Origin of the sequence: Glaciihabitans arcticus, from assembly GCF_004310685.1 — a bacterium.
In the GTDB taxonomy this organism is placed as follows: Bacteria; Actinomycetota; Actinomycetes; order Actinomycetales; family Microbacteriaceae; genus Conyzicola; species Conyzicola arctica.
Genome location: NZ_SISG01000001.1, coordinates 1,535,881 through 1,561,803, shown reverse-complemented (window position 1 = coordinate 1,561,803; position 25,923 = coordinate 1,535,881). Strand labels below are relative to the sequence as shown.

16 protein-coding genes and 1 pseudogene are annotated in these 25,923 nt (G+C 61.0%); 10 read left to right on the top strand and 7 right to left on the bottom strand.

From position 1 onward, the window contains the following. Positions 1 to 25: 25 nt before the first annotated feature. Genes EYE40_RS07515 through EYE40_RS07505 form a run of 3 tightly spaced genes read right to left on the bottom strand, consistent with a single transcriptional unit; the run spans position 26 to position 2,238 of the window. Positions 26 to 445 (bottom strand): DUF2269 family protein, encoded by a 420-nt coding sequence (locus EYE40_RS07515; RefSeq protein ID WP_130981369.1) that lies wholly within the window; start codon positions 443 to 445, stop codon positions 26 to 28. Positions 446 to 478: 33 nt separating this feature from the next. Continuing rightward, the gene (locus EYE40_RS07510) at positions 479 to 1,171 is read right to left on the bottom strand and encodes an ABC transporter ATP-binding protein (protein ID WP_130981368.1); all 693 of its coding nucleotides are present in this window, start codon (positions 1,169 to 1,171) and stop codon (positions 479 to 481) included. Beyond that, positions 1,168 to 2,238: an FtsX-like permease family protein gene (locus EYE40_RS07505; RefSeq protein ID WP_130981367.1), complete on the bottom strand. Its 1,071-nt coding sequence runs from the start codon at positions 2,236 to 2,238 to the stop codon at positions 1,168 to 1,170. Before EYE40_RS07505 ends, EYE40_RS07510 begins: the two co-directional genes overlap by 4 nt. A 165-nt stretch (positions 2,239 to 2,403) precedes the next feature. On the opposite strand from EYE40_RS07505, the gene EYE40_RS07500 reads away from it, so the two are divergent. From EYE40_RS07500 to EYE40_RS15805, 7 genes are all read left to right on the top strand, one after another. Then, a complete protein-coding gene (locus EYE40_RS07500) occupies positions 2,404 to 3,588 on the top strand; it encodes a sensor histidine kinase (protein ID WP_130981366.1) in 1,185 nt (394 codons plus the stop codon). Beyond that, positions 3,585 to 4,211, top strand: coding sequence for a response regulator (locus EYE40_RS07495; RefSeq protein ID WP_130981365.1), 627 nt, complete (start codon positions 3,585 to 3,587; stop codon positions 4,209 to 4,211). The genes EYE40_RS07500 and EYE40_RS07495 overlap by 4 nt, the downstream gene beginning before the upstream one ends. 277 nt (positions 4,212 to 4,488) lie before the next feature. Further along, positions 4,489 to 5,070, top strand: coding sequence for a recombinase family protein (locus EYE40_RS07490; protein ID WP_130981364.1), 582 nt, complete (start codon positions 4,489 to 4,491; stop codon positions 5,068 to 5,070). Positions 5,071 to 5,880: 810 nt separating this feature from the next. After that, positions 5,881 to 8,865, top strand: a complete 2,985-nt coding sequence (locus EYE40_RS07485; protein ID WP_130981363.1) for a LamG-like jellyroll fold domain-containing protein — start codon at positions 5,881 to 5,883, stop codon at positions 8,863 to 8,865. Positions 8,866 to 8,945: 80 nt separating this feature from the next. Further along, a complete protein-coding gene (locus EYE40_RS07480) occupies positions 8,946 to 15,974 on the top strand; it encodes a colicin D domain-containing protein (RefSeq protein ID WP_161972362.1) in 7,029 nt (2,342 codons plus the stop codon). Between the two features lie 1,816 nt (positions 15,975 to 17,790). Continuing rightward, on the top strand, positions 17,791 to 18,303 hold the full coding sequence (locus EYE40_RS07470; protein ID WP_130981360.1) for a hypothetical protein: 513 nt from the start codon (positions 17,791 to 17,793) through the stop codon (positions 18,301 to 18,303). 95 nt (positions 18,304 to 18,398) lie between these two features. Next, positions 18,399 to 18,518 (top strand): SHOCT domain-containing protein, encoded by a 120-nt coding sequence (locus EYE40_RS15805; protein WP_130982836.1) that lies wholly within the window; start codon positions 18,399 to 18,401, stop codon positions 18,516 to 18,518. 117 nt (positions 18,519 to 18,635) lie between these two features. Here the strand turns inward: EYE40_RS15805 and EYE40_RS07460 are convergent, their stop codons facing one another. From EYE40_RS07460 to EYE40_RS07445, 4 genes are all read right to left on the bottom strand, one after another. Continuing rightward, on the bottom strand, positions 18,636 to 18,899 hold the full coding sequence (locus EYE40_RS07460) for a helix-turn-helix transcriptional regulator (protein ID WP_130981359.1): 264 nt from the start codon (positions 18,897 to 18,899) through the stop codon (positions 18,636 to 18,638). An 813-nt stretch (positions 18,900 to 19,712) separates the two neighbouring features. After that, the gene (locus EYE40_RS07455; protein WP_130981358.1) at positions 19,713 to 21,173 is read right to left on the bottom strand and encodes a hypothetical protein; all 1,461 of its coding nucleotides are present in this window, start codon (positions 21,171 to 21,173) and stop codon (positions 19,713 to 19,715) included. Positions 21,174 to 21,703: 530 nt separating this feature from the next. Then, positions 21,704 to 21,994, bottom strand: coding sequence for a helix-turn-helix domain-containing protein (locus EYE40_RS15800; RefSeq protein ID WP_420810066.1), 291 nt, complete (start codon positions 21,992 to 21,994; stop codon positions 21,704 to 21,706). Further along, positions 21,987 to 23,156, bottom strand: coding sequence for a tyrosine-type recombinase/integrase (locus EYE40_RS07445; protein ID WP_130981356.1), 1,170 nt, complete (start codon positions 23,154 to 23,156; stop codon positions 21,987 to 21,989). Before EYE40_RS07445 ends, EYE40_RS15800 begins: the two co-directional genes overlap by 8 nt. A 156-nt stretch (positions 23,157 to 23,312) precedes the next feature. Between EYE40_RS07445 and EYE40_RS07440 the strand changes: the two are divergent. The 3 genes and pseudogenes from EYE40_RS07440 to EYE40_RS07430 all read left to right on the top strand — a co-directional run. Continuing rightward, positions 23,313 to 24,125, top strand: a pseudogene (locus EYE40_RS07440) (CpaF family protein); the annotation flags it as partial. After that, entirely contained in the window at positions 24,122 to 24,985 is an 864-nt protein-coding gene (locus EYE40_RS07435; protein ID WP_130981354.1) for a type II secretion system F family protein, read from the top strand. The pseudogene EYE40_RS07440 and the gene EYE40_RS07435, both read left to right, overlap by 4 nt. After that, positions 24,973 to 25,920, top strand: a complete 948-nt coding sequence (locus tag EYE40_RS07430; RefSeq protein WP_240034753.1) for a type II secretion system F family protein — start codon at positions 24,973 to 24,975, stop codon at positions 25,918 to 25,920. The genes EYE40_RS07435 and EYE40_RS07430 overlap by 13 nt, the downstream gene beginning before the upstream one ends. Positions 25,921 to 25,923: the final 3 nt, after the last annotated feature.

The window sequence follows — 25,923 nt, the reverse complement described above, 5'->3', positions numbered from 1 at the left end:
TCGACGGTGAGTGTGAGACAAACAGTCACGGTTTCCAGACCATAAGGACGACTACGGCGGTGAGGCAGAGGGTCGCGATTCCAGAGCTTGCTGTTGCACGCGCGTATGCGGACGCCCCTCTATCGCCGTCGGCGTGCTTTAGTGCGGGCGCCGTGATGGCGAGTGTTGCGAGTAGTGCGACGCCGTAGAGGATCAAAGATGTGAGTACCCAGGGTGTCGTGATGGTGAGGTCGTACTTAGGGTCGGACATTCCCATGACACCGAATCCGGTGATTGCGACGAGCAGTGACAGGTAGCTGAAGAGGCGAATACCCTTCGCTGCGGTCGCTGCTCGTGCGGTGTCGCCGGTTCGGAGTGTGCGTAGTGCGGTCATCGGCATGATGGCGAGGGGGCCGACGATGAATACGGCGGCAACGACGTGGAGGATGCTGAAGATGGTTTCCATGGTGAGTTTCCTGACTGGCGTCTGCGGATGGGGTTATGCCGTGGCGAGGGCGTCGACGAATCGGCCGTCGACGATGTGGACTACGCCATGCATGCGTGGAAGGTGGACGAGGTCGTGGGTCACCAGCAGGGTTGAGGTGTTGAGTTCGTCGGTGAGTCGCAGGATGAGGTCGATGATGCTGGCTCCTCGTTCTTGGTCGAGGGCGCTTGTCGGCTCGTCGACGAGGAGAACGCTGGGGTCATTCATCAGGGCTCGGGCGATGTTGATGCGTTGACGCTGACCGCCAGAGAGCTGGTGTGGGCGCTTGCCGCCCTGGTCGCTGAGTCCGACTGCGTCCAGGAGTACATCCGCTCGTGCCGCGGCCTTGGCGCGGTTGCGTCGACTGTGCTGGGCGCCGAGCTCGTTCATTACGGTCAGCTGCTCCCGCGCGGTCAGTGCGGGGACCAGGTTGGATTGCTGGAAAACGATCCCGATGTTGTTGCGGCGTAGGTCCGTTGCTTCGCGGGGGTTCAGCTGGGTGGCGTCGATGTCGTCGATGAGTACCTGCCCGGAGTCGGGACGGATGAGGGTTGCAGCGACGGCGAGGAGGCTGGATTTGCCGGAGCCGCTGGGGCCGGTGATGCCGGTGACGGTTCCGGGGTGGGCGGTGAGTGAGATGTTGTCGACGGCGGTGACACGAGTGTCACCGTCAGGAAAGGTCAGGGTGATGTTGTTCAAGCGGATCATCGGTTGCTCCCGAGGGCAGTGAGGGGGTCGGCGGAGGTGACGGAACGAAGAGCGAATGCGGCCCCGGCGAGCCCGAGAACGATCATGATTACGCCCGGAAGGACGGTTGTTATCGGGCTGAGTAGGAACGGCAGGGCGGTTCCGGCGAGAGCGCCGAATACGGTGACGAGTCCGAGGCCGATCCCGATTCCCAGCAGCAAGACGATCAGCGCCTGGCCGAGTGCGTCGCGGACAAGTGACCGGGTGCTGGCACCAAGTGCTTTGAGGACGGCGATGTCGCCTTTTCGTTGCATGGTCCAGACGGTGAAGAACGCACCGATCACGAGCCCGGAGATGCCGAAGAGCATGACAACCATCAGGAGCAACGATCCGATCTCGGATCGGAATGCGCTCAACGCCATGAGCGACCCGAGTGTGGCCTCGGAGACGGTGCTGTTGGCGGAATCGGCGGCGTCCCAGTCGGGGCTGCCGGTGACTGCGAGAACAGTCGCGAATGCGTCGGGGTTGCCGGTCGCGGCCGAGTAAGCCTGCCAGTCGTGGAGGGTCATCTGTACGACAGGGGTGTGGCTGTACCACCCGTCCCCGGCGATTGTCTCGACGGTATACGTGGTGCCCGCGATGGTGACGTCATCACCGGTCGTCACGTCGAGGGCTTTTGCTGCGGGATCGGAGAGACCGAGTCGGCCGTCCGCCGAGGGGGTGGTGGAGTCGAAACCGGTTTCCACTCCGAATACGGCAATCGCTGCGCGGGTGTCGCCGGCCTCGCCCCGTGTTTGACTGATGCCCACCGGCTGTGCAGCTGTGACTCCGTTTGTTGTCGCCCAGTCTGTGGCTTGCTGCTTCGTGATAGCGGAGTCGGAGAAGGTGGCGCTGGCCTCCCCTGTCGTTGGGGCGGAGAACACGATGCGATCCGCGGGCAGCTCGAGCACGGCCGAAATGTTCTGCGTGGCAAGTCCTCCCGTCAGGCCGCTGAGGAAACCGACGAGAACGGTGATGAGTGCGACGACAGAACCGATGAGGACGAACCGGCCCCGGGCGAAGCGGAGATCGCGTAACGCGACGAACATGGTGTGTGCCTTTCCTGCCACCGTTTTCGGCGACTACTCCACTCTCGCTTTCCACCAGAGCCTGGGCATCGGCCACCCGGACACCGTTTCACGTCTGGAGTGTGTACGCGCCCGTCGTACTTTTGAACGATGAACCGGCCAGGACGGCGGCGTAAAATTCAGCCCATGGCGCACACTGCATTGACCCCCGTTTTCGTGGGTCTGCGCACCGGCCTGCATGTCCTGTTCATCGCCCTCACCGGCCTCGTCATCGCACGCGCGATCTTCGCCACAACAGATGCGAGCGTCACGGTGATCGTCGTATCAGTGACCCTCGGGCTGACATACGCGCTCGGCGCAGTTTTGACCCGCATCACTCGAGCACGTGGCCTGCTGCGACTCGGCTGGTTGACAGTGCTGACCGGGGAATGGATGGTGCTGCTGTGGCTGATCCCTGATGCCGCTTACCTGGTATTTCCGTTGTTCTTCCTCTACATCCATCTCCTTGGCCGCTGGTGGGGCGCAGCCGCGATCCTGGTGTCCACTCTCGTCGCCATCTGCGCCCTCGGGCTGCACAGCGGATGGACCGTTGGCGGAGTCGTCGGCCCGCTCGTCGGTGCGGGCGTCGCGCTACTGATCGGACTCGGCTATCAAGCTCTCGCCCGCGAAGCCGAGCAACGCGAAGCGCTCGTCAGGGAACTGATCGCCACTCAGGGGCAGCTCGCCGCAACGGAGCACGAATCGGGTGTTCTGGCCGAACGCGCCCGACTCGCCCGCGAAATTCACGACACCCTTGCTCAAGGCCTCTCCAGCATTCAGATGTTGCTGCACGCCGCCGAACGCGGCGACCCCGGACGGCCCGGCATCGAACACATCCGACTTGCCCGCGAAACAGCAGCCTCAAACCTGGCCGAAGCACGCCGCTTCATCCGCGAACTCACCCCACCGCAGCTCGACGACCAGACTCTCGGCGGAGCCCTCCGCAGGCTTGCTCGCACTCAATGGGCAAGCCAAGGGCTGGACGTCCAGGTGCGAGTGTCCGACACGATCATCCTGCCCATGCATCTCCAGACGGCGTTACTTCGCATCGCCCAAGGAGCGATCGCGAACGTCATCCAGCACGCCCACGCCACCACTGCAACCATCACTATCGCCATCGAAAATGACCAGCTCCAGTTCACCGTCGCAGACGACGGGAGCGGGTTCGATCCATTACTCAATTCGAAAGAGGCCACAGAAAAGTCCGACTCGTTCGGCCTTCAGGCTGCGTCAGAGCGGGTGCAGCAACTCGGTGGGACCCTCACCGTTGATTCCCTACCTGGTCATGGAACGACTCTGACCGTCGATCTCCGACTGACGGAGCCCGAATGATCCGCCTCGTGATCGCGGACGATCACCCCATCGTCCGCGCGGGGCTCAACGCCCTATTTAGCCTTGAACCAGACTTCGAGGTTGTCGCCGAAGCGGGTACACCCGATGAAGCCGTTGATCTCGCCGAGAACTCCAATCCAGACGTCGTCCTCATGGACCTTCAATTCGGTTCTCACGCAGCAGCCACCGGCGCAGATGCAACACGACGAATCCGCGACCTTGACGCCGCCCCGTACGTGCTCGTGCTCACGAACTACGACTCAGACGCCGATATCCTCAACGCTATCGAGGCAGGGGCCAGCGGCTACCTTCTCAAAGACGCCCCACCCCACGAACTCATCGCAGCCGTTCGCGCGGCCGCAGCGGGCGAAAGCGCTCTCGCTCCGGTCATCGCATCCCGGCTACTCAACCGGATGCGTGCCCCCCAAATCAGTTTGAGCAGCCGCGAGATCCAAGTGCTCGATCTCGTGGCCGCGGGCCGATCAAACACCGAAGTTGCAGAAGAACTTTTCGTCAGCGAAACGACGGTGAAATCGCACCTCGCCCACATCTTCTCCAAGCTCAACGTCAACTCCCGCACCGCAGCCGTCTCGGCAGCACGACGACAAGGAATCCTCCGCTAGAACCAGCCCCATAAGTGGTTCAGATCACTAAGTTGATCAACTGAGGCGGTTTGTTGATCGAGCACAAATACTGTGTCACTCATTCCGGGCGAGGTACCAGGCATTGCCTACCCCGCGCCATTTATCGTCAACAGAACACCGCCAGCTAGCGACAACAATCACAGCGATGGTCCATGACGCCGTGTCTTGAATGGCAATCTAGTCTTACAACCATGTATTGCAAGTAAGCTAAGTGACCAATGTATTGATGCACCCTTGCGAGACACGGAGGCGTGAAGTGACGAAGCTAATTGGATACGCCCGAGTCTCAACGCGACAGCAGAGCTCGGATCGCCAGGAGACGGATTTGCTAGCTGCCGGCGTTCGGCGGGACGACCTTTATCGAGATCATGGAGTTCCCGGAGCACGCGCGTCGCGGCCGAATTTCGACAGGGCGATCGACGCGCTCCATGCCGGCGACACGCTAGTAGTCACGACGCTAGATCGCCTAGGTAGGTCGACCCAGAATATGCTCGCCCTCTCCGAGGAGTTGAGGGTTCGTGGCTCGGGACTGCGCGTTCTTAACCTCGGGGGAGGGGACGTTGATACGTCAACTCCCATGGGGTCAATGCTTTTCACGATAATGGCTGCTCTCGCTCAGATGGAGCTTGAGGTCAAGCGAGAGCGTGTAGTCGACTCTGTGAGCAAAAGACGTAAGGCCGGAATGGACTTGGGTGGGCGCCGGCAGTCGATCAGCGAAAGCCAAATTCGAAACGCTGTTCGTCTTGTGGACGGCGGCGAGCCAGCAGCCCAGGTGGCGCGCGACCTTGGGATGTCTCGCGCTACCTTCTACCGCCGCTCGCGCGCCCTTGCCGATTGATCAGGCTGTTGCTCGCCAGGCGCTCCAGGCCGTCAGCCATGTGATCCGCCGCGTTCCGACAACAGAAGTCAGCCAGTCTTCTGCCGGCGACGTACGAGTGTGCGACTGCTTAGCTCGAATGTCTTATCGCCGAGTGCCGCATCGCAGTCGCAAAATGTTGCCACGCGCCGCTCGCGATCGCATCTAAGAGCAATATTGCGCAACGCCTTGGACCGAAGTAGTCTGGCAAAATCGATTGATCGAGGGCTGTATTTCGACGATTATTCCCGCGATTTCTAAGTAGGGGGCTCGCCGCACGAGCGGCCGCTTCGACGGTAGAACAGGAATCACTGGCGGGAAAGGACGGTCGTCGAACTGCCGATCCCTTCCGTAGCAGAACGGCCGCGGCCTCTCAGAACTGGTGGCGAAAGAAGCGAACTGATCCGCCAGCCATTGCAACGCTTGCCGAGTCGAGCGAGCAGTTCGCCATTTCTCGCACGTCCACGAACCGCTGGCGCGCCCGCGGGAATCAGAGGAGCGGCACCGGCCCGTTGACGGGAGTCCTGCCAACAGGGCTTCGGGTCGGGCGTCCGACGCCGGGCGGATGCAATCCGCGGCGGCCTAATTCTGCGGCGATATTAGCGAGTCGCAGGAGACGGAGTGAGTCCCCCCTTTAGGGGTAGAGCGCCGATCCGGTTTTCCCGATAGATTCTCGACGACGGACTTAGTGACGTTACTAACTAGCGATGTGTTTCACGTCGTGATGGGGCCACATCAAGTTCGCTTGTGTAGCCAACGCGACTGCGCGCGGCGTGGGACAGGGGCTAGACAATGGCGTGGATCGTGTCGCGGTGGCGAATTCTTGTAGCCTCCGCTCTGGCAGTTGCCTTGGTGCTCTCGCTTGGTGTCTGGTTCATTCAGTCGGATCTTGCATCGCGCAACGAGGCCGTGGATTGCTCGCAGTTAGAGGCTGACGACTTTGACCTCGCGGACACATTGGCTACTGCGTGCGACTCGGATGTCGAAGTCCTTTCGGCTCGCACCCCCTGGCAGACCTCGTGGGCGACTCCGCGGAGCGATGTGCGCATGGAACTTTCTGCGGTCCCCGTTCGAGTTCAGGACGAGGGCAGCTGGAAGTCGTTGGATACGTCCCTCGCGGCGGATGCCGAAGATGGCACGCTGTCGGCCGTGGCGCCCGTTTACCCGATTGAGCTGAACGCCGGCGGACTGGCGGGGCGCAACGACCCTCTGGGTTCGATCACTCGCGACGGTAAACGATTCGATGTCTGGTTCCCTCTCAGTCTTCCCGTACCGACAGTCACGGATTCGCAGGCGATCTACGACCTTGCCGTGGGCATCAAGTTGTTCGTGTCCATAAATATCGATGGCACAGGTTTCCTTCCTGTAGTCGAGCTGGAGGATGCCGCGGCCGCCGACAGATTTACCGGACTTCTCGAAGCTGAGCGCATAGTTAGTGGTGGCGAAGCTGAGGGATCTGACCTGGAATTCGAGACGGTTGCGTCCGAGGGGCTCACTCTGACAAAAGACGACGACAACGCAATTCATGTCGTTGACGGCGACGGCGAGACGCACTTTCTCGCAACGTCGCCGTTGATGTGGGACTCCGCCGGTCAGACGATCCCGGCCGATACCAAAGCCACCGAAGTAGGCCCGACCGACCGCACTCGAACACCAGCCGATGGAGACGCAATTGCAGCGATGGGAGTCGATATCTCGGGGGAGACGATCGTGATCTCCCCGGACGACTCGATGCTCGAGGACTCGGAAACCGTCTGGCCTGTGTATATCGACCCGAGTTTCAGCGGTAAGGGGGCGTCCTCATGGGAAGCAGTCCGCTCCGGTGGTTACACCGGCACACTGCACCAGTGGGGCGACATCAGTGCTTCGTCACCAGGGCAAGGATCCGGCTACTGTTCAGCTGCGGCCTCGTGCATCAAGGTATTCAAACAGCGCCTGGCCTGGCGCTTTACGGGCCTCTCCAATGTCAGCGTGCTTGCCGGAGCCGACATCTCGAGCGCTCAGTTCCGCGTAAACGGAGTTCACTCTGCGTCCTGCACTGCGGCGCGCACTGACTTCGTGAGGACGTCACCGATATCTACCGCGTCGACGTGGTCCAACCTCACCTATTCGTCCACCATTTCCGGATACCGGACGGAGGCGCACAGCGTCTCGTGCGCGAACCGCGGGTTCAAAGAGTTCAACGCGCTCCAAGCGGTGCGCTACGCCGCCGACAATAACCAGACGTACATCAACGTCGGGCTCAAAGCGAACAACGAAACGACCATGACGGGGTGGAAACGATTCCGTCATGACGCGACCCTGCAGTTCGTTTACAACAGGACCCCTGCGGTCCCCTCGCTTTTAACTTTGACCGATCCGGTGGAGCCGGCATGCACGACGGGCGCATCTCGCCCCGCGATCGCGACCACGACTCCCACCCTCTCAGCAATCGCATCCGATCCCGACGGACTGAACGTGATGGCCGCGTTCGAAGTGTCCGCGGTAGCTACCCCAACGGTTGTGACGTGGTCGTCTGGAAACCTTGCTGCAGCAGCGTCTGGGTCCCGGCGAACAGCCGCGGTGCCCACCGCGAAGCTCGTTGATGGGGGGATCTATCAATGGAGAGCTCGAGCCAATGACGGCGCTCTCACATCAGCGTGGTCGCCCTACTGCGAGTTCAAGGTTGACACCACTCGACCCCTCGGTCCTGCAGTGACCGCGCTCTCCGCCGGCACCGGCATTCAAGCCGTCTACCGCGAGAATCGCATCAGTGGAGGCGCCCACCAGGCCGGATCCTTCTCCATAGACCGGGGCGCAACCGGCACCGACGTAACCGCGTTCGTCTACGGGTTCAATAACGCCGGCTCGACCCAGACTGTGACACCCGATATAAACGGGATCGCCACGGTGAGCTACACGCCAGCCGCAGCAGGCCCAGTCACGCTGTCTGTGAAGTCGCGAGATGCAGGCGGAAATCTTTCTCTGGCGACCAACTACACCTTCACTGTCGCCACCCCAACCGAGGACGCAACGTGGACTCTTGATGAGGGTCAAGGCGCAACCTCCGCGGGCAGCGTCGGCGAGAACCCTTCCTCGCTGACCATTTCTGGAGCCCAGTGGGGCGACGGTCCTCATGCGCTCTTCAACTCACGCCAGGGCGATCACGCCCTGGCATTGGATGGAGTCAATGACTTCGCGTCAGCCGATCTTCCCGTCGTCGACACCGAGGAATCGTTCGTCGTCTCCGCACATGTTCGGCTCAATGCCGCCAATATTGGGCAGAATTCCTACACAGCGCTCGCCCAAGACGGAGCTCAAACCTCCGGATTCCGTCTCGAATACGACAGCACGTGCATAGGGATGCCAAGCGGCTGTTGGGCATTCGCCATGTCGGACACTGCAGCAGGGGGTGCGGAACACTCCGTCCAGTCCGCCGTCACCGTCAAAGGCGATGAATGGGTGCACTTAGTGGGAGAGCGAAACGCAACAGCAAACACGCTTCAAATCTGGGTGTGCGAGATCGGCACGCCTGAGAATCCCGCAGTCGGCAATCCAGTGGTCACGTCCGGCGCAGATCCGACGGAATCCTGGCCAGCATCAGGTGCGTTCACCGTGGGCCGCGGACTCACAGCAGGGGAGATGACCGGCTTCTGGCCCGGCGCGATCGACAACGTGCGAGTTTTCTCCGGAGAAGTCGTCTCCGTGGAGAAGATCCGCCGCCTATGTCAGGGCGCCGAGGCCACCGATTTCGACGGCCGACAGGCAGAGCTCGACCCGACCACGGAGGTGGAGTGATGTCCCGTATCCGAACCGACAACCTGTGGAAGCGAAAAATGTCGAATGCAAGCAGGGGTCGAGGACGCAGCAGCATGAGAATGCGACGACTGACGGCGGCGGCAATTGGAGGTGCACTCACCATCCTCCTCACGGTCGACCCGTTCGGCCTCAGCCTCCTCGTCCCTCACCTGCAAGCGAACGAAGTCGGAGAAGGGCTCCTGTCACGCGAAGACCGCGCCGACGCGATTATCGACAGCCTCGATGTGGAGACCGCCGTCCCGGCAGAGCCGCTTACGGGATCCTGGGACGCCGCCGCCGGAACCGGTGACCTGCCGATCCTCCCGACAGCGCTACCCACTCAGGACGAGCAAGTCGTCACCCTTTCCGGCGACGAAAACGAGCCAGAGGAAGGCGAACCCGCGGTCCAGGAGAACCTCGGGGAAACGCAGCTGGGCGGCATGGACGTTACAGTCACCGCCACAGATACTGCGCCGATCCCCGAGGCGGTGCTCCTGCGTGTGGCCGGGGCAACCGAAACAGCTGAGGCCGGTATCACCGGCGTACTTCTCGAAGTCTCTGACGCATCCGAGACCCCTGTCGCCGCCGATTCCGAAGTTGACCTCACCGTCTCCTACGAGAGCTTCGCCGGCGCCGGGTCTAACGGAAACGGCGACTGGGCATCCCGCTTACGAATCGTTTGGTTGCCCTCTTGTGAGACGGCGGGGGACGAGTGCGCTCCGGTCCCGCTGGAGACCGACAATGACCTCGCCGCACAAACCGTCACAGCCACTGTCCCCGTCGAAGACGGTGGAATTTCCAGCGCTCGAGGCGCACTTGCTGTTACAGCGGCCGCGTCCGGTTCCGGTGGCAACTGGTCGGCGACCAGCCTGTCGCCGTCTGCAACATGGGGGTCCGGTGGATCAACCGGAGCATTCTCTTGGACCCTGCCTATCGGCGTTCCGCCGGTCGCTGCAGGCCCAACACCAGAGCTCTCCATCTCGTACTCGTCGGCCAGCTCCGACGGCAAAGTAGCGTCCACCAACAACCAATCCGGCCCGATCGGCGAAGGGTTCGACATAACGACCGGGTACGTCGAACGCTCCTACATTCCCTGCAGCCAAGACGAAAGCAGCTCCTCCAACAACGAAGACCGCGCCAGCGGTGATCTGTGCTGGGGGCCCAAAAACGCAACGCTGATGTTCAACGGATCAGCGGTTGAGCTTATTCAGGACGACGCCGGCTTCTGGAAGTCAAAGAGCGATGACGGCTCCCGCGTCGAGAAGCTGACGGGCTCATGGAACGGTGGTCAGAAGAACGAATATTGGAAAGTCACCACAACGGACGGAATCCAATACTTCTTCGGACGAGGAAAGGTTTCCGCCAGTTCCGAAGCGCTGAACTCGGCCTGGACCGTCCCTGTGTATGGGAACAACTCGACCGAAGCCTGCTACCACCCGACGGCCGACGGCGGGTTCAAAGACTCCCGCTGCACCCAAGTGTGGCGCTGGAACCTTGAATACGTGCTCGACCCTCTCGGCAACACCATGACGTACCACTACGCAAAAGAAACCAACGAGTACGTTTACGACCCGTCCCACAACACCTTCGACGGACCCGACGACAACCTTGACACCGTTTCCTATGTCTCCGGCGGACGCCTCACCCGCATTGACTACGGAACCCGCACCGACGACGCTGCCACCGTTGAAGCCCCCGCAAGAGTCACCTTCACGTCATTGCCGCGGTGCATCACCAACATCAACGACCCCGATTCTTTCTGCACATCAGGTCAAACGGACACCGAGTCGCACAAGTGGCCGGATACTCCGATCGATCAAATCTGCAACTCGACTGACCCGTGCACGAACTTCTCCCCGGCGTTCTTCGATCGCTACCGTCTCGCGAAGATCAGCACCTCTACCTACGGCGATTCGGCCTATCAGCCGGTCGATTCCTGGACGATCCAGCAAGAGTTCGTGGGGCAAGGCGACAGTGGCGGGATTGCCCAAGCCACCGGCGTGATGCTCAAGACGAAAGCCATCATCCAGACGGGGCACGCTGGCACCGCTACCCTCACGGACGACTTGTCGCTGCCGGCCAACGAGTTCAGCTACACCTTCCTCCCCAACCGGGTGGACTCGGGAACGGACGGCCAGCCCCCGCTGGTGCGACCACGTGTGACAAGCATCCGCACGGAATCCGGCGGTTCGGTGAATGTCAATTACAAGACCGACTGCACCGCGACCGACAACCCCAAAACGAATGAAGTACTGCCGCAGAACAACGACCGGCTCTGCTACCCCGTCAGGTACTACCCGAACGACAACGAAATCCCCGTTACCGACTACTTCCACAAATACGTTGTCGATACAACCGTCGAATCAGGCGCGCCCCCGACCGGGGGCGCAGCCGGCGAACTCATCACCGGCTCCCTCGAGAAGTTAACAACCTACGAGTATGGTGGCGGCGCGGCGTGGAGGAAGCCCACCGGGGCCATGGTGAAGCCCAAGGAAGTCACATATTCGGACTTCCGAGGATTTGCAAATGTCACCACCATCCTTGGATCCGGGGACGAGAGCTCCACCACTCGCAGCAGCTACTACCGCGGACTCGGAACCACACTTACCAGTGGTCCCGGTACCGGCCCCATCACGGCCAATGACCATCAACGTTTCCAAGGCCAGGTCTTCGAAGTCGTCGAATTCAACGATGGCATCGCCATTTCTCGGACGGTCACGAAAAATGATGCGCCGGTGGAAGTTGCGAAAGACTCTGACCTTCTGCGGGCGTTCCGTGCGGCCTCCTCGACGACCTATGGATTCACCTTCGATGCTGCAGGCACCCTTGAGCACAGCACCAAGACATCCACCAAGTTCAACTCGTATTCTCAGCCGGTCGAGGTTAGCGACGACGGTGATGCCACGCCGACATCTGACGACATCTGCACAACGATCACCTACGCTCACGAAGGAGCCGGCAGCCCTCTCGCGTCTAAGTATCTGGTGAGCTTGCCCGCTCGAACCGATGTCGTTGCCAAGACCTGCGGTGTTACACCTCAACTTCCCGCCGACCTAATCTCGAGCGACACTGCCACCTATAGCGAGACTGGCCTCACTCTGGTCGCGCAGCGCATCGACCCCACGGATGGTGTCGGATACATTCCGGTTCAAACCACTCTTAGCTACGACGCTCGCGGACGCCCTCTCGAAGTTGAAGACGCCGAAGGACGCAAGTCCACGGTGGCCTATGCCCACTCTTCGGGAGGTTTACTAGCGTCGATGACCTCGACTACACCGGACCCGGATGAGACAGGCCCCCTAGCCGGTTTCACGTCCACCACAACCTTCAACCCTCAAACGGGGTTGGTGCTTTCCACGACCGACCTGAACGGCCTGGTCACCTCAGGAACCTACGACGCGTTGGGGCGGCTACTTACCGCGACGTATCCGCAGCACCAATCGAACTCGCCCAACGCGAAACCATCGGTGCAGTACGAGTACAAGGTTCGAGCGAACGGTCTAAACTCCGTCACCACCAGAACGCTCGGAGCTGATGGGACGACGCAGCACGTTAGCGTCTCGCTCTACGACGGACTGCTGCGCCCATTCCAGACTCAGAGTGAGAGCCTGGACGCAGGGAACCAAGACAACGCTGACGCAAACGCCCGCGGCCGAAATGTGGCACATGTTTACTACGACTCCGCGGGCAACGTCGCCAAAGAAACTGGAATCTGGAAAGCTACGGGAGCGCCAACAGATACCGCCATCGTCCCGATAGCTGTACCCCCCTCGCTAACCACTTACGAATATGACAGTGCTGGACGGGTGACTGACCAGGTCTTCTGGGTCGGCACGGAATCTAACCCCTCCAACGAAAAGTGGCGCACCATCACGGCGTATGACGGGGCAACCACCATTCAGGTGCCACCTCTGGGCGGCGTTCCTCAGGCGACCATCTCCAACGCGCGTGGTCGTGTTGTTGAGTTGCGCGAATACCTGCGCAACTCGAGCGCGACGAGCCCCGCCGTTACTGTGTCAGCAGTGCGGTCGCTGCCTCATCAGTCAACGAGGTACACCTACGACGTCGCCGGCCAGCGGACACAAATGCGGGACGTTGCGAACAATCTCTGGACGTACGCCTACGACAAGGGCGGGCGTCAGATCAGCGCGACCGACCCCGACGCTGGAACATCAACAACTACCTATGACGTGGCGGATAAGGTGGTCACGCGGACAAACGGGGCCGGCGAAACCCTTTTCTACAAGTACGACTCTCTGGGTCGGACGACGGAATTGCGCGACGACAGCGCATCGGGCGGCTTGCGCGCAGCGTGGGCCTACGACACCGCGCGATTCCCCGGCCCGGATGCGCAGTCCCAGGGCGCAGCGGTACTCGGCCAACTCGCGTCCGCTACAAGGTTTGATGCTGGAAATGCGTACGCAACGTCGGTGCCCAGCTATGACACGGCCTACCGTCCTCTCTCCACGACTGTCACACTGCCCGACATTCCAGAATTCGATGCGCTGGCCACCGCACCCGCAACTGAGGCGCCAAGTTTCACCACCGCATACACCTACACGCCGGATGGACAGGTCAAGTCGATCAGTCTGCCCGCTGTGAAGTCCGCAAATGGCGGCACTGTTCTGGGTCGTGAGATCGTTACAACCAGCTTCGACACAGCGTCGATGCCAGCCTGGATGAGCGGCGGCTTCGGCTGGGGCACCTACGTCGCACGCAGCCTCTTCGATGACAAGGGACGACCCACATTCGCCGACCTCGGCAACACATACGGGACGTACTTGACCACAGACTACGAAGAAGGAACAAACAGACTCAGCGCCCTCACTCTGGAGCGAGAAGGATTCGAACGTAAAGCCGTCGATATCAAATACAAATACGACAACGCCGGCAACGTGACCAGCGCGCAAGACCAGCCCACCGCCACGGGCCTCGACAACCAAGCGCACCAGGACAACCAATGCTTCAGATACGACGAACTGCGTCGCCTCAAGACTGCATGGACCGCAGGTGAGGGCAATTGCAACGATTCTCAAGCATCGGTAGAAACTGCAAACGTCGGTGGAGTGGCCCCATTCTGGACCTACTACACCTACGACGTCATGGGAAACCGTACCTCCATGATGGAGCACGCCGTCGCTGGTTCGGCCACCAAGGCAACTGCCTACACTCATGGCTCAAATGGCGCTGGTCCTCACCAGCTCACCAGCATGACGGAAACGGCCAACGGATCAACACAGTCGACCGGATTCCAATACGACGCTGCAGGCAACCGTGTCGCCAAGATCATCGATGGACAGACCGAGCCATTCGCCTGGGACGCTGAAGGCGAGCTCACTGGAGCAGGGGAAGACAGCAATCTCTACGACGCTTCAGGTGACCGGCTTATCCGACGCGACGGTGCCGGCCTGACCGTTTACTTGCCCGGCGGCCAAGAACTCGTCATCAACGGTGACGACGTCTCAGCGTCGAGGTACTACTCGTTCGCAGGATCAACCGTTGCCGTACGAAACGGCTCAGGTCTGGGGGCGGTGACATCTCTAATGTCGGACAATCATGGATCAGTCGTGGCGATGGTGCCCAACACCCATTGGACAGCGTCGAGCATCACACGCGTCTACTCCGACCCCTTCGGTGCAGTCCGCGGCAACTCGGATGTGGGTGCCGTGGGCGACCGGCGATTCTTGGGCGCTGTGATGGATGCTGGTTCTGGGTTGTCCCTCCTAGGCGCTCGCTTCTATGACCAAACCGTAGGTCGCTTCATCAGCGTCGACCCCCTGCTGGATCCTGCACTCCCGGCACAATTCAATGCCTACGTCTACTCCGGCAATAATCCCATGACCTGGGCGGATCCCACCGGGGAATCGTGGAATAGCTTCTGGGGAGGAGTGGGCAAGGGCTTGAAGCATGCATGGGGTGCCACCAAGTCCTTCGTCAAGAAGTATCAAGCCGAGATCGTCGGAGGCATTGTCGGGGTGGCGGTGTTCGCCGTCTGCACGGGAGGGACCCTGGGCGCCGGCGCCATCGGATGTGCCGTGGCTGCGGGAGCGGCTGGCAGTGCCGTGACCAGCTTGTGGAAAACCCAGGTCAGTAAGACGGAAAAGTTTAGTTGGAGCAACCTCGCTCGAGACACAGTTGTGGGAGGCGCCATCGGAGGTCTTACCGGCGGTGCAGGGGCGGTACTCGGGGCAGTCGTCAGGACAGCTATGGCTTCACCGGCGGGAATGGCCGCGAAGGCAGCCCTGACTTCCGCGGCCAAAACCGTGATGTCAAAAGTTGGCTCTGCGTTCTCCTCAACCGTTCGAAGCGGCTCTAAACCAGCGGCTTCCGGGTCTAGTTCGGGGGCGGGTGCGGCCGCTTCAAACGGAGCCAAGACGGCAGCTGGGGCTTGCTCGTTTACTGGAGCGACCACTGTACTGATGGCAGACGCATCAGCCAAAGCGATCTCCGACGTCAAGGTCGGTGACTTGGTTGTCGCATCGGATCCAGAAAGCGGGGAGCAGGAGGCCAAGGCGGTGATTGCTGTCTACTCCCATGTCGACAACGTTGTAGACCTCGAAATAGATGGAGAAATCATCTCCACAACAGAGGATCATCCGTTCTGGAGCGTTACTGATCAGCGTTTCGAACGAGCAGATGACCTGGCAATTGGCGAGCTTGTGCTGAACGCTGATGGAGCCGCGTTGCGTGTCGACGGCCTAAGGGGCACCGGAAGTCGCCGGGCGTTGGCTTTCAACCTGTCTATCGAAGGAATTCACACTTATCACGTTGGTGAGTCGCGAGTCCTGGTTCATAACACATGTACTGTGTTGCTTCAGACGCGAGCGCAGTTGCAGTCCAAGTTCAAGCATGCTGCCGATTTTGGAGTTGAGGGCAATTACAACTCCACGAATGCGGGACAATTTAGTGCCGCACTGAATCAACACATCAATTCGAGCGGCACCCGAGCAATTGTTGGAACCTATCGCAACCAACCAGTGATTCATTACCTAGACCCGGCGTCAGGATTGAATGTCGTGACGCGGGGTGGAGCTTTCATTTCAGGTTGGCGCCTCAGTCCCGGTCAACTGGCCAATGTTCTAAAGCACGGAGGACTCGGTGGAGGATAATAACGTCGAGATAGTGCTCTCTGCAGACGAAGCTTTAGTATTGCTCGACTGGCTGGCGCGGACGACCGAGCAAGCGCACCCAGCCCCGTTCAATGACCAAGCCGAGCAGCGAGTGCTATGGGATCTAGAGGCATCTCTGGAGTCGATATTGACGGCGCCCCTGGACAGCAACTACGCGGCACTGATCGAGGCCGCGCGGGGACGTATCCGGGATCCCTCAGATTAGAAAAGCGCAGCGAGGAAGCACCCCGGCGATGGTCCTCGACGACGATGGATTCCTCGATATGGACTATGAAAAACGGGAACTGTCAACGAATATGCACGCTGCCGAATGAGATCGAGACAGATCTCTCGGGCGCGCGCACAACACTGATGACCGTGATCACCAGACCAAGCGGACGAGTGGTTATAATGCACCCAGGCCTTCCGAGGGGATACTGAATGGCGGTGCTATTGCGGATTGAGATCGAGAATCAACTCCACGAGGTAGTACGAGAGTACGAAGAACCGATCGACGAGCCCTTCCTGCGATTCTGCCGAATAGCCGGAAGGCTTGGCGTGAGATATGTGGAATTCATTGGGCCGTATCAGGATGCGATGTTGAATACCCAACAACTAGACGCCTGGATTGAAGACTTTCCGCGCGCTCTAAATAGCCCTGAAATGGGTGATCGCGAGCGCGCTAGTGGGCAAATGGTTCTCGAAGCCGCTAGCGAAGCCGCTGAACTCGCGGGCTACCTAACTATTCGAGGCTGATCGCTCATAGGAGCACAACAGAAGTCTCTTCTATCTCTGGGGCAACACTCGTCCTAATAGCTGACGGCAGCGAAAAGAAGATCAGCGCAATCGCGCCAGGAGACATGGTCGGGGCTTCAGACGCCGAAACCGGCGAGCAGTCGGCCGAGCCAGTTCGAGAAGTGTTCGTCCACGAAGACGTCCTCGTAGACCTGATAGTCGCTGGCGAAACGATCACCACGACAACGGATCATCCCTTCTGGTCGGTGGACGATGCACAATAAGGGTTGCGAGCGGCGTTCGAGAAGCGCGACCAAAGGACTCGGCGGGGAAGGTCCGCCGGATTCGAAGTAGGTGGCTAGCTGGTTGGAGAGCGGGGACCTGAAAATATGTCTCGCGAATGTGCTATGACACTGGAGCGGACGCGGCCTATGATCGGCTCGCGAACAAACACTCGATGCACTGCCTCAGGAGATGGCGCCATGAGCTCTCACTGAGCAGAAGATCACTGGGCAATAGATGTCCCTGGGCTTACTTTCGAGGGTGCGCAAGAGGTCCGCAAACTTCTGTTCCCCGTGGCCCCTTTTGGTGTTGTGTTGAGCGATCCCAAAGTCTTCATGGTTCGCGGATTCGACCTTATGGCTGTGGAACTCCTAGTGAAGGTCCTCGAACATTCTCTGGCAGAGGACCATTTAGACAGCGAGTCAAAAGACGGTGCGCGCCGGCTGCTCGAAAACTTCGAAGCCTGGATCGCTTCGACTAAGGAAGATCAAGCCGAGCCCGGCGACGTCCCTATCGCAATCGAAGATCCGGCGGCTCAGGAAGCAAATCGGGCACCGAAATTGACAGCGCTTGAGCCACCGGCAACGGATCATAAGGGACGAATTTTTGCAGATGTCCGGAGGAAACGGTCTGCCCCCAACGTGACAAGCGTTCGGATCATGTACCCAGTCCTCAAGGGCCCACACCCGCAGCCAAACGGTTATGCTTCATACTCGAACACCGGTGGGCAGACCATCAGCTCTGAAACCGGGAGAACTGTGTCACGATCTGATCCCGTCTGGCACTGAGGTTTCGCAGAATGAACGTTGGCCATTTCGACAGGTATTCCTCCGCCCTCTCGACGGTGCAGGTGCTATCGGCCGCAGAAGACCCCTTGCTGACCGAGGGACTGCTGGTCGAGGCGTATCCGATCGCCGCGCGGATTGATTTCTTGCGGTCGATAGCATCGGTGCTTCTCGACTGCCGTTTCGCGGTTGGTGTGGAGGGCAACACGGCGATATTAACGGTGTCCGGCGCGCTTCTGTTTGCAACTCGGGGACATCGGGAACCAGTGCCTCAACAGATGACCATCGTCGAGTGGCTTCCTCGCATCACAGACGTCTGGAGCGCGGATATCCCGATCAACTGGACCGGCCCGGGACAGATGGAGATTGGCGGGTCGAACGTTCTGTTTGTATCCGGCGATGTGCCCGGCATGGACGGCGCGCCCCCAGATTTCACATCAGTCGACCAGGCGACCATCGCTGAGGGTCTTGCGAACTGGGAGTCGGAATTCCTGGCGACCCAGTATTCGCTCCTAGATCTGCCATGACGCGTAACTCAACGTCCTATGACTGCTATCCGCAATGAAATGGCAACAGGAGCGTCGACCCTTCGGGACTCAAGAAAGCACCTTCTGCCGTCGCCATTTCGGCCGTCCCCGATCCGATCGAGCACATTCAACGACTTGCCGGTCTCCGGGACAAGGGAATCCTGAGCGAAGCCGAGTTTCAAGCTCAAAAGATCCCGTCGCTCGCAAATATGTGATGACGCCAAGCGACTACGGCCACAGCGGGACATCAACCGCGAATACCGCCGCCTTCGCAGTGTCGAGTGCTCCATGCGTGGCACCTATTCCGTTACGACGAATGTGGCACCGGGTCTCTAGCCTGTTGTTTGCGTCAGGACGACGAGGTCGACGTCGAGCACCGAGGCGATAGCAAGTATGTTCCGCAGTGATGGATTTGCCGGCGAACCCGGGCGTGATTCGCCCTTTTCGAATTTTTGATAGGTGTATCTGCTGAGACCCGCAGCGTAGGCGAGGTCTTCCTGACTCAGGCCACGTTCAATCCGAATCCGGTGCAGCCTTTGCCCCAGAGCGGATGCATACGCTGCCCACTCGGCGTCGGGAACGGGACTGGCGGACATAGAACCAGCGTGGACGCAGAGACCTCTGCCACTAGCCTCCTGCGTATGGCATAATTCAGGAGGCCACACGAAACACATTTCTTACCCTCAGATAGTCCAGAACTGGATATCGAGGAACTGCACGTCGGCACTTCATCAATGTTCCCGGCACGACGCCGGTTACGCCCGACTGCAGAAGGATTCATCTTGCCGGAAGTTTCAAAGCTATCGAGCCGGTCGCCGAAGGGTCTGCCGGCTGACTTGCAGGTGGCGCTCACGAGCATCACGAATGACGATCGACATCCTTGGGGGCTTGAGGCCGCTATTGCCATCGCCCGGTTCCGGAAACGGAATGGGCGCAATCCGTCCTTTTCCGAAATGTTCGAACAGGTGCTCAGCCCGCACCGCCTGCTGCGCGTGGATCTCATCCTCGACTGGGCAAGTCTCGACAGGCGGTCAATTTTCATCTTTCGTCACCACCTCGCTGTTCATTGGAGACGGGACGGTTGGATTGTCTGGACTCGAAACGCGAGGTCATTGCGCGCGGGGACGGCGTTCACTGCGGCTTCGCGCCTCCACAGATCGAATGCGAAGCCCCGATAGGCACGATGTTGCGATCATTCGCCTCGCGTGCCGGTGAGCGCCCACGACCTAAGAGGACAGCGCACTAATCCGTGGCCGCGCCGTTTTTTCCCGCGTTCAGATAGTGATGATAGAAGCTAGCGCGGGGTGGGATCCGACGGCAGAGCCGAGAATTCTGTCCGCCCAGCGCTCCTCCAGGTGAAACGCAAGTTGCCCCGCACGCTGGTGCCCTACTCGACTTCGCCGATCGTGCTACTCGTCCTCAATGAAGGACAGGGGGTGTTCTTCGCTCTCCACCGCGCTCGTCATTTCGCCTACTGCGTCGTCGACTAGGTCCGATGCCCAGTCCGGATCATAGAGAACGGGGATCTCGTTCCAGCCTGAGCCACTGGCACTGACGTACTGCCCTGCCGTTGATGCGCTGAGGCCCGTTGTTTCTGAAAGTAATTTGGATGACATCTCACCCGCCAGTTGATAGAGAGCTGCTACTCGGAGATGAGTACTGGGTATGCCGTATCTTTTCATCCACGTGCCAATGGCGTCTGGTGTGATGTGTCGATTGAATCGGCGGCCCGGGAAGAGCCACTCGTTGTCGGCGGGGAGGTTGAGGACGTGCAATCTGAACAGTGTTGCCAGTGGGCCGGGCAGTGGGGTTGATTTGCCTGGGCTAAGCGTGACACGAACCTGATCGTTCGTGACTTCAAATGTCGAGGGCCGCAGCTGCGAGATCCGGTTGATGGAAATCCCAAAGACAACCAGTAGTGCGCAGGCGAGTCGGTGTCCCGGGGGACGATCGTCGTTAATGATGGCGCGATAGACAGCGAGTCGTTGAAGCTCGGAAATGCGCAAGCTCGGTGGTGTGCGTCGGGCAGGTTGAGCGGAGGCGCGAGTGCCGTGCGCTCGGCGTGCCCAAACAATGAACGCGGGCATCCAACTCTCATGAGGCACGCTGGAGAGGAAAGTTTCGAGGGCCGGTTGCGGGAGGGTGCGCAGTGACACATCATTGTCGTCCATCCACTCCAGAAACTTCACAATTCCTCGGAGGGTGTGGCGCGCGGCTCGTCCCTGGGTTTTCCGGGTGTCCTCGTATTCAGCGGAACGTCGCAGTCGACGCAGAATCGTCCAAGTCGCGTATTCGTGAACGATGAGCGCGTGATTGGCCGGAAGCTTGGCGCAGAACTCTGTGATCCAAAGCTCGAGGTTGTGGAGCTGATGGTCGATAGAGGGGAGCACATCGCACTCGATGAGTAATTCGCGAACGAATTGGCGGCGCGGCCCGCCGGGTATCGAATCTACCGTGGCGTGATCGACGGGAAGGCGACCAAATGCCATGTCTGAGAGCACGCTCGAGAAGCCGTCGCCCAATAGCCACGCTCGGGCGTTTCGAGGATCTTGGCGGCCGTTGAAGTGGTCGTGAAGGGCAGTAGCGAATGGGGTGCTTTCGCGCTGACCGAAGGCTGCATCGAGAGAGTCGGAGAGCAGGCAGGCGCCGCACAGCGCGCCTACGTAGAAGCGTTCGCTTCCGCACCGCGTGCAGCCATATCTTTCTGGCGCACCTGCGCACGTCGCGCACACTGCATTCCCCGCGTCCCCGAGTTCTGAAAGGATGCGATGCTCGCCACAAATCGGGCAGGCGCGTGCGTGCCGTTTGATGTCGCCGTAGCAAGAGGAGCAGACGAAGCCGCCAAGCATGCGTCCGATCGGGCGGGCCAATTGTTCGCATCGCACGCAAGGCTGCAGGGCGATCTCACGGCAGCCGATACACACGAATCCGCTCTGCGTAACTGTCCCCAGCTTGCTCGGACGGCTGCATCGTGTGCATTCCCTTTCTATCCGGGGGTGTCTGCAGGTCCGGCAGATGACCTTTCTATCCCGGGAGCGGGGAAGCACGCGGCGCTGGCCGCACTCGCTGCAAATTCCGCGGGAGTGATTTTCGTGACAGCGTCGGCAAACGCGGGTTCTATCTGGGCCGAGGAACCACATCGTTGCGGTCTGGGAACATTTCGGGCAGCGCGGCCAGGTTGGGCTGGACGAGCCTTCCCGCCGCAGGGCATGGGTAAGCAGCAGTAGTGCAGCAGGCATGCCTGCAGTGAGGGTATGCGCAGCTTCCGGTTGTTCTTCGATCACTCTCGACACGTAGTCGGCGGTCGACGGTTTCAAGGCTTCCACTGCCCGTCGAATAGATGCCTCATCAGCATTTGAGTGTTCGGAGAGACTCCGGATCAGCGCCGTGAGGCGCGGCGTCATCGGGGCTTGTGCACCGTTACGGGGAAAGGTCGATCCTCGTGGCGTTCGGAGGGGTCAATCGAGGGACCGTTGCTTCGTGCTCGCAGAGGACTGGCTGAGCCGGTGGATTTGGGCGAGTCGAAGACCACGAGCTCGTCTAACTGACAGTCCAGAGTCACGCAAAGAGCGATAAGCACTTCCATATTGAGCCGGCGAGGCTTTATTGCCACGATGCGATAGATCTGTTCACGAGAGATGTCAATGCCCTGGGCTCGGAAGGGCGCGACGAGATCGCTGGTCTTAAACATGCCGCGGTCCGCCATGACCTTGCGGGCGTTCCACACCCACTCGGTGGTCGCCATCCTGCCCGTCCCATCGGTCGTAGTCGCTCAACGCTGTTGCAACCACCCTAGACCGATAGTCATTCGATGGACTGGTGTACCTGGCTGTTGTCGCAGCGTGGGAGTGGCCAGCCTGATACTGAGCAAACAGAGCAGGCAGTCCACTCTCTTGAATGTGGGTGAGGTAGGACCGGCGGAGACTGTGCATTGTTAGCACTTTCGGTAGCCCGGCGAATTCCCGTAAAAGGGCGAACCGAGCGTCAATGAGTCGAAGACTCACTCGGCTATGCCGCTCCGTCACAAATAGCGCAGGAAGATCGCCCGGTTCAGTTTGCGGTCGCAGCTTTTCGACCCACCTGTCCAGTTCAGGAATCACGTCCTGGTGGGTGGGGACCAAGAAGACGTTGCGCTGCTTCGGTTGACCACCGTTAGACGACTTGCCGTAGCTGACGTTGATCTTTCCGTATTGCCCCCACTTGGGGATACGCGGGTTGTAGTTGAGGTCACTGATGTCAAGCATTCGCAACTCGTTTCGGCGCAAGCCGAACGCCCACGCTGTTTTGAAAAGTGCGATGTCCCGCATAGCAGCGAGCCAGCCCTTTTCGCGCGACCGATCGATTTCCTCGACCCATTCGCCGGAGGCCTGCCAGAAAGTTGCCAACTCGTCGTAGCTGAAGCCACGAACAGATGGGTTCGCCTCGCTCTCGGACGTGTGGCTGCGCGTGTTCCAATCGAAACACACTTGGTTCGGAAGTGCGCCGAATCGCTCCTCGCATACACTCGCCCAGTCATTTCCGTATGACAAGAGATAGTTGCAGTAGCGGCGGATCGCCCCGTGCATCCCGACGATTGTCGAGTGGACGACGGCCTTTGTATCGACATCGCCGACAATCCGGGCGGTCGTGTATTCCGACATATCAGCAGTCGTCCACTGCCAAGGAAAACGGTCGGCGAATTTGGCGAAGTTCTCGACCGCGCTTCGGTCTTGGTGGATCGTCGCGAGTTTCCTCCCCGCAGATCTTCTTTGTGTCCCCCAGGCGTCCAGAGTGGCAACAAAAAACGCTTCCTCTTCGCGCAGGAATTTAAGTCCATCGACCTTCAGGGCCCGCTCATACCAGTTTTTGTTCACGCAGGGACTGTGACATTAAGGGACAGGCCGTGACAAGAAGGGCACAGTTCGTCACGAAAAAATATTGAGAGATTAGCGTATAAAACAAGAGAGTACAGGCTTCGAAATTTCGCCATAGCCGCGGAAAATCAACACAAAAAAAGTTTGTTACATTTTCTGCACAACAATGCTCAGACCATCACTCAGAAGCACTGGGCGGTCAATATCCGTAAGTTCACGCGGCGCATCGGCAGCCTGCACGAACTCGTCGAGCTCGGGTCGCTCACGCGGCAGGCGGCGGAGTTCCTGCGCATGAGCGTGCTGGCCGGCAGCAACATCATCGTGTCGGGAGCCACGCAGAGCGGCAAGACCACCATGCTCAACGCGCTGCTCTCGAGCGCCCGACCGACCGAGCGCGTCGTCACCGTCGAGGAGACCTTCGAACTCGACTTCGGCGCCCTCGATCGCGTCGCCATGCAGTGTCGACAACCATCGCTCGAGGGCACGGGTGAGATCACCCTGCGCCGCCTGATCAAAGAATCGTTGAGGATGCGCCCCGACCGTCTCGTGGTCGGGGAGGTGCGCGAGGCCGAGTCCCTCGACCTGCTCATCGCGCTCAACTCGGGGCTGCCCGGCATGTCCAGCATCCACGCCAACAGCGCCCGCGACGCCCTTGCGAAGCTGTCCACGCTGCCCTTGCTCGCCGGGCGCAACATCGACAGCGCCTTCGTCGTGCCGACGGTGGCCGGCTGCATCGACCTCGTCGTGCACTGCGAGCTGGAGCGCAGCGGACGACGGCGGGTGATCGAGATCGTGGCCCCGAGCGGCAACGTCACCGGCACGGTGATCGAGGCCAGCACGATCTTCGCCCTCTCGCGGGTGCACTCCACTCGCGGCGAGCTCGAACCGACGGGCGGCTACCCGACCCGCATTCACAAGTTCGCGGCAGCCGGATTCGACCCGTCCGCGGTGCTGGGGGTGAGCGCGTGAGCGTGCTGTGGGGCGCCGTGCTCGGGGCGGGTGCGCTACTCGCGGTATCCCCGGTGCTCTGGCCGGCGGGCGCCGCGCGGGCACCACGTCGACCGGGGGTAGTCGCCGGAGCGCGAGTGCGGCTGCTGCAGGCCGGATTGGGGCGGGTGTCCGTTGCGGCGTTCGCCGTGGCATCCACTCTTCTGGGGCTCGTGGTGGGCGCGGTGACGTTCGTCTTTCTGCCCGTCACGGCGCTCGCGATCGCTGCCGCGCTCGTTGCTCTCGTCCTGCCCGGCATCATCGTCGCCCAGCGCGCCCGCGCCCGGCGACGAGCGACCCGCGTTGTCTGGCCGGACGTCGTCGACCACCTCGTCTCGGCGGTGCGCTCGGGGCTCGCGCTGCCCGACAGCGTCGTCACGCTCGCGCGCTCCGGCCCGCCCGAGACGAGGTCCTCGTTCGCACGCTTCGAGGAGGAGTATCGCGCGAGCGGCAACTTCGGGCTCTGCCTCACCCAGCTCAAGGAGCGGCTGGCCGACCCGGTCTCCGATCGCATCCTCGAGACGCTGCGCATGTCGCGCGAGGTCGGCGGCAGCGAACTCACCCTCGTGCTGCGCAATCTTGCCGCGTACCTGCGGCAGGAGGCTGCGATCCGCTCCGAGGTGGAGGCGCGACAGTCCTGGGTGCTGAACGCCGCCCGGCTCGGGGTAGCAGCTCCCTGGATAGTGCTTCTGCTGCTCGCCTCGCGACCCGAAGCAGCGGCCGCCTACAACACGGCCGGGGGCGGCCTCATGATCGTTGTCGGGCTGGCCGTCACGGTGGTCGCCTACCGGCTGATGATCGGCCTCGGTCGGATGCCCGAGGAGCGGCGGTGGTTCGAGTGACGCCGACCCTCGCGCTGGCACTCGTCTGGGGGCTCCTGCTCGGACTCGGCCTGTGGAGCGTCATCGGTAGCCTGCCTCGACTCAGTCGCCCTAGTCTCGCCACCCGCGTCGCCCCCTACGTTCGCGACGTCTCGCCCGGCGCGCGCGAGATGCTCGGCCGCACACCGGTCGACCCGCTGCCCGTGTTCGGCTTCCTCCTCACACCCCTTCTGACCGGGATGCGGCACGCCGTCGCCGCGCTCGCCGGCAACCCGACGCAGACCGCCCGGCGGCTGCGCCAGGCGGGCTCACCGCTCGCGGTCGACGAGTTCCGCTCCCGCCAGCTCGCGTGGGGCGCGGCGGGCGCCGCCCTCGGCGTGCTCGCGTCCCTCGCGGCCGTGCGCAGCCAGGGCATCCCGTTCGTCGCGCAAGTGGTCATAGTGCTGGTCTTCGCCGTCGGGGGAGTCGTCGGGCGGGACTACCTGCTGCAGCGCCAGGCTCGCGCTCGACTCGCTCGCATGGCCGAGGAACTGCCGACCGTTCTCGAGTTCCTCACGCTCAGCCTCTCGGCAGGCGAGGGCATCCTCGATGCGATCCGTCGGGTCTCGCGGGTCAGTTCGGGCGAGCTGTCCGCCGAACTCGCGGGGGTCATCGCCGACGTGAACACCGGCACGCCCTTCGCCGACACCCTCACCCGCCGGGCCGCAGACCTCGAGCTGCCCGCCTTCACCCGCTTCACCGAGCAGCTCACCGGCGCACTCGACCGCGGCACCCCGCTAGTCGAGGTACTGCGCGCCCAGGCGCAGGACTCTCGGGATGACGCCAAGCGCCGCATGCTCGAACTCGCCGGCAAGAAGGAGGTGGCAATGCTCGTGCCGCTGGTGTTTTTGATACTCCCCGTCACGATCGCGTTCGCGATCTTCCCGGGGATCTGGGTGCTGCAGGTGGGGTTCTGACAC

What these genes read in the sequence shown, in the direction of transcription:
- EYE40_RS07485 (WP_130981363.1), top strand. Translation starts at nt 5,881, where the DNA reads ATGGCGTGGATCGTGTCGCGGTGGCGAATTCTTGTAGCCTCCGCTCTG.
- EYE40_RS07500 (WP_130981366.1), top strand. Translation starts at nt 2,404, where the DNA reads ATGGCGCACACTGCATTGACCCCCGTTTTCGTGGGTCTGCGCACCGGC.
- EYE40_RS07505 (WP_130981367.1), bottom strand. Translation starts at nt 2,238, where the DNA reads ATGTTCGTCGCGTTACGCGATCTCCGCTTCGCCCGGGGCCGGTTCGTC.
- EYE40_RS15800 (WP_420810066.1), bottom strand. Translation starts at nt 21,994, where the DNA reads ATGTTTAAGACCAGCGATCTCGTCGCGCCCTTCCGAGCCCAGGGCATT.
- EYE40_RS07495 (WP_130981365.1), top strand. Translation starts at nt 3,585, where the DNA reads ATGATCCGCCTCGTGATCGCGGACGATCACCCCATCGTCCGCGCGGGG.
- EYE40_RS07470 (WP_130981360.1), top strand. Translation starts at nt 17,791, where the DNA reads ATGAACGTTGGCCATTTCGACAGGTATTCCTCCGCCCTCTCGACGGTG.
- EYE40_RS07515 (WP_130981369.1), bottom strand. Translation starts at nt 445, where the DNA reads ATGGAAACCATCTTCAGCATCCTCCACGTCGTTGCCGCCGTATTCATC.
- EYE40_RS07460 (WP_130981359.1), bottom strand. Translation starts at nt 18,899, where the DNA reads ATGTCCGCCAGTCCCGTTCCCGACGCCGAGTGGGCAGCGTATGCATCC.
- EYE40_RS07510 (WP_130981368.1), bottom strand. Translation starts at nt 1,171, where the DNA reads ATGATCCGCTTGAACAACATCACCCTGACCTTTCCTGACGGTGACACT.
- EYE40_RS07480 (WP_161972362.1), top strand. Translation starts at nt 8,946, where the DNA reads ATGCGACGACTGACGGCGGCGGCAATTGGAGGTGCACTCACCATCCTC.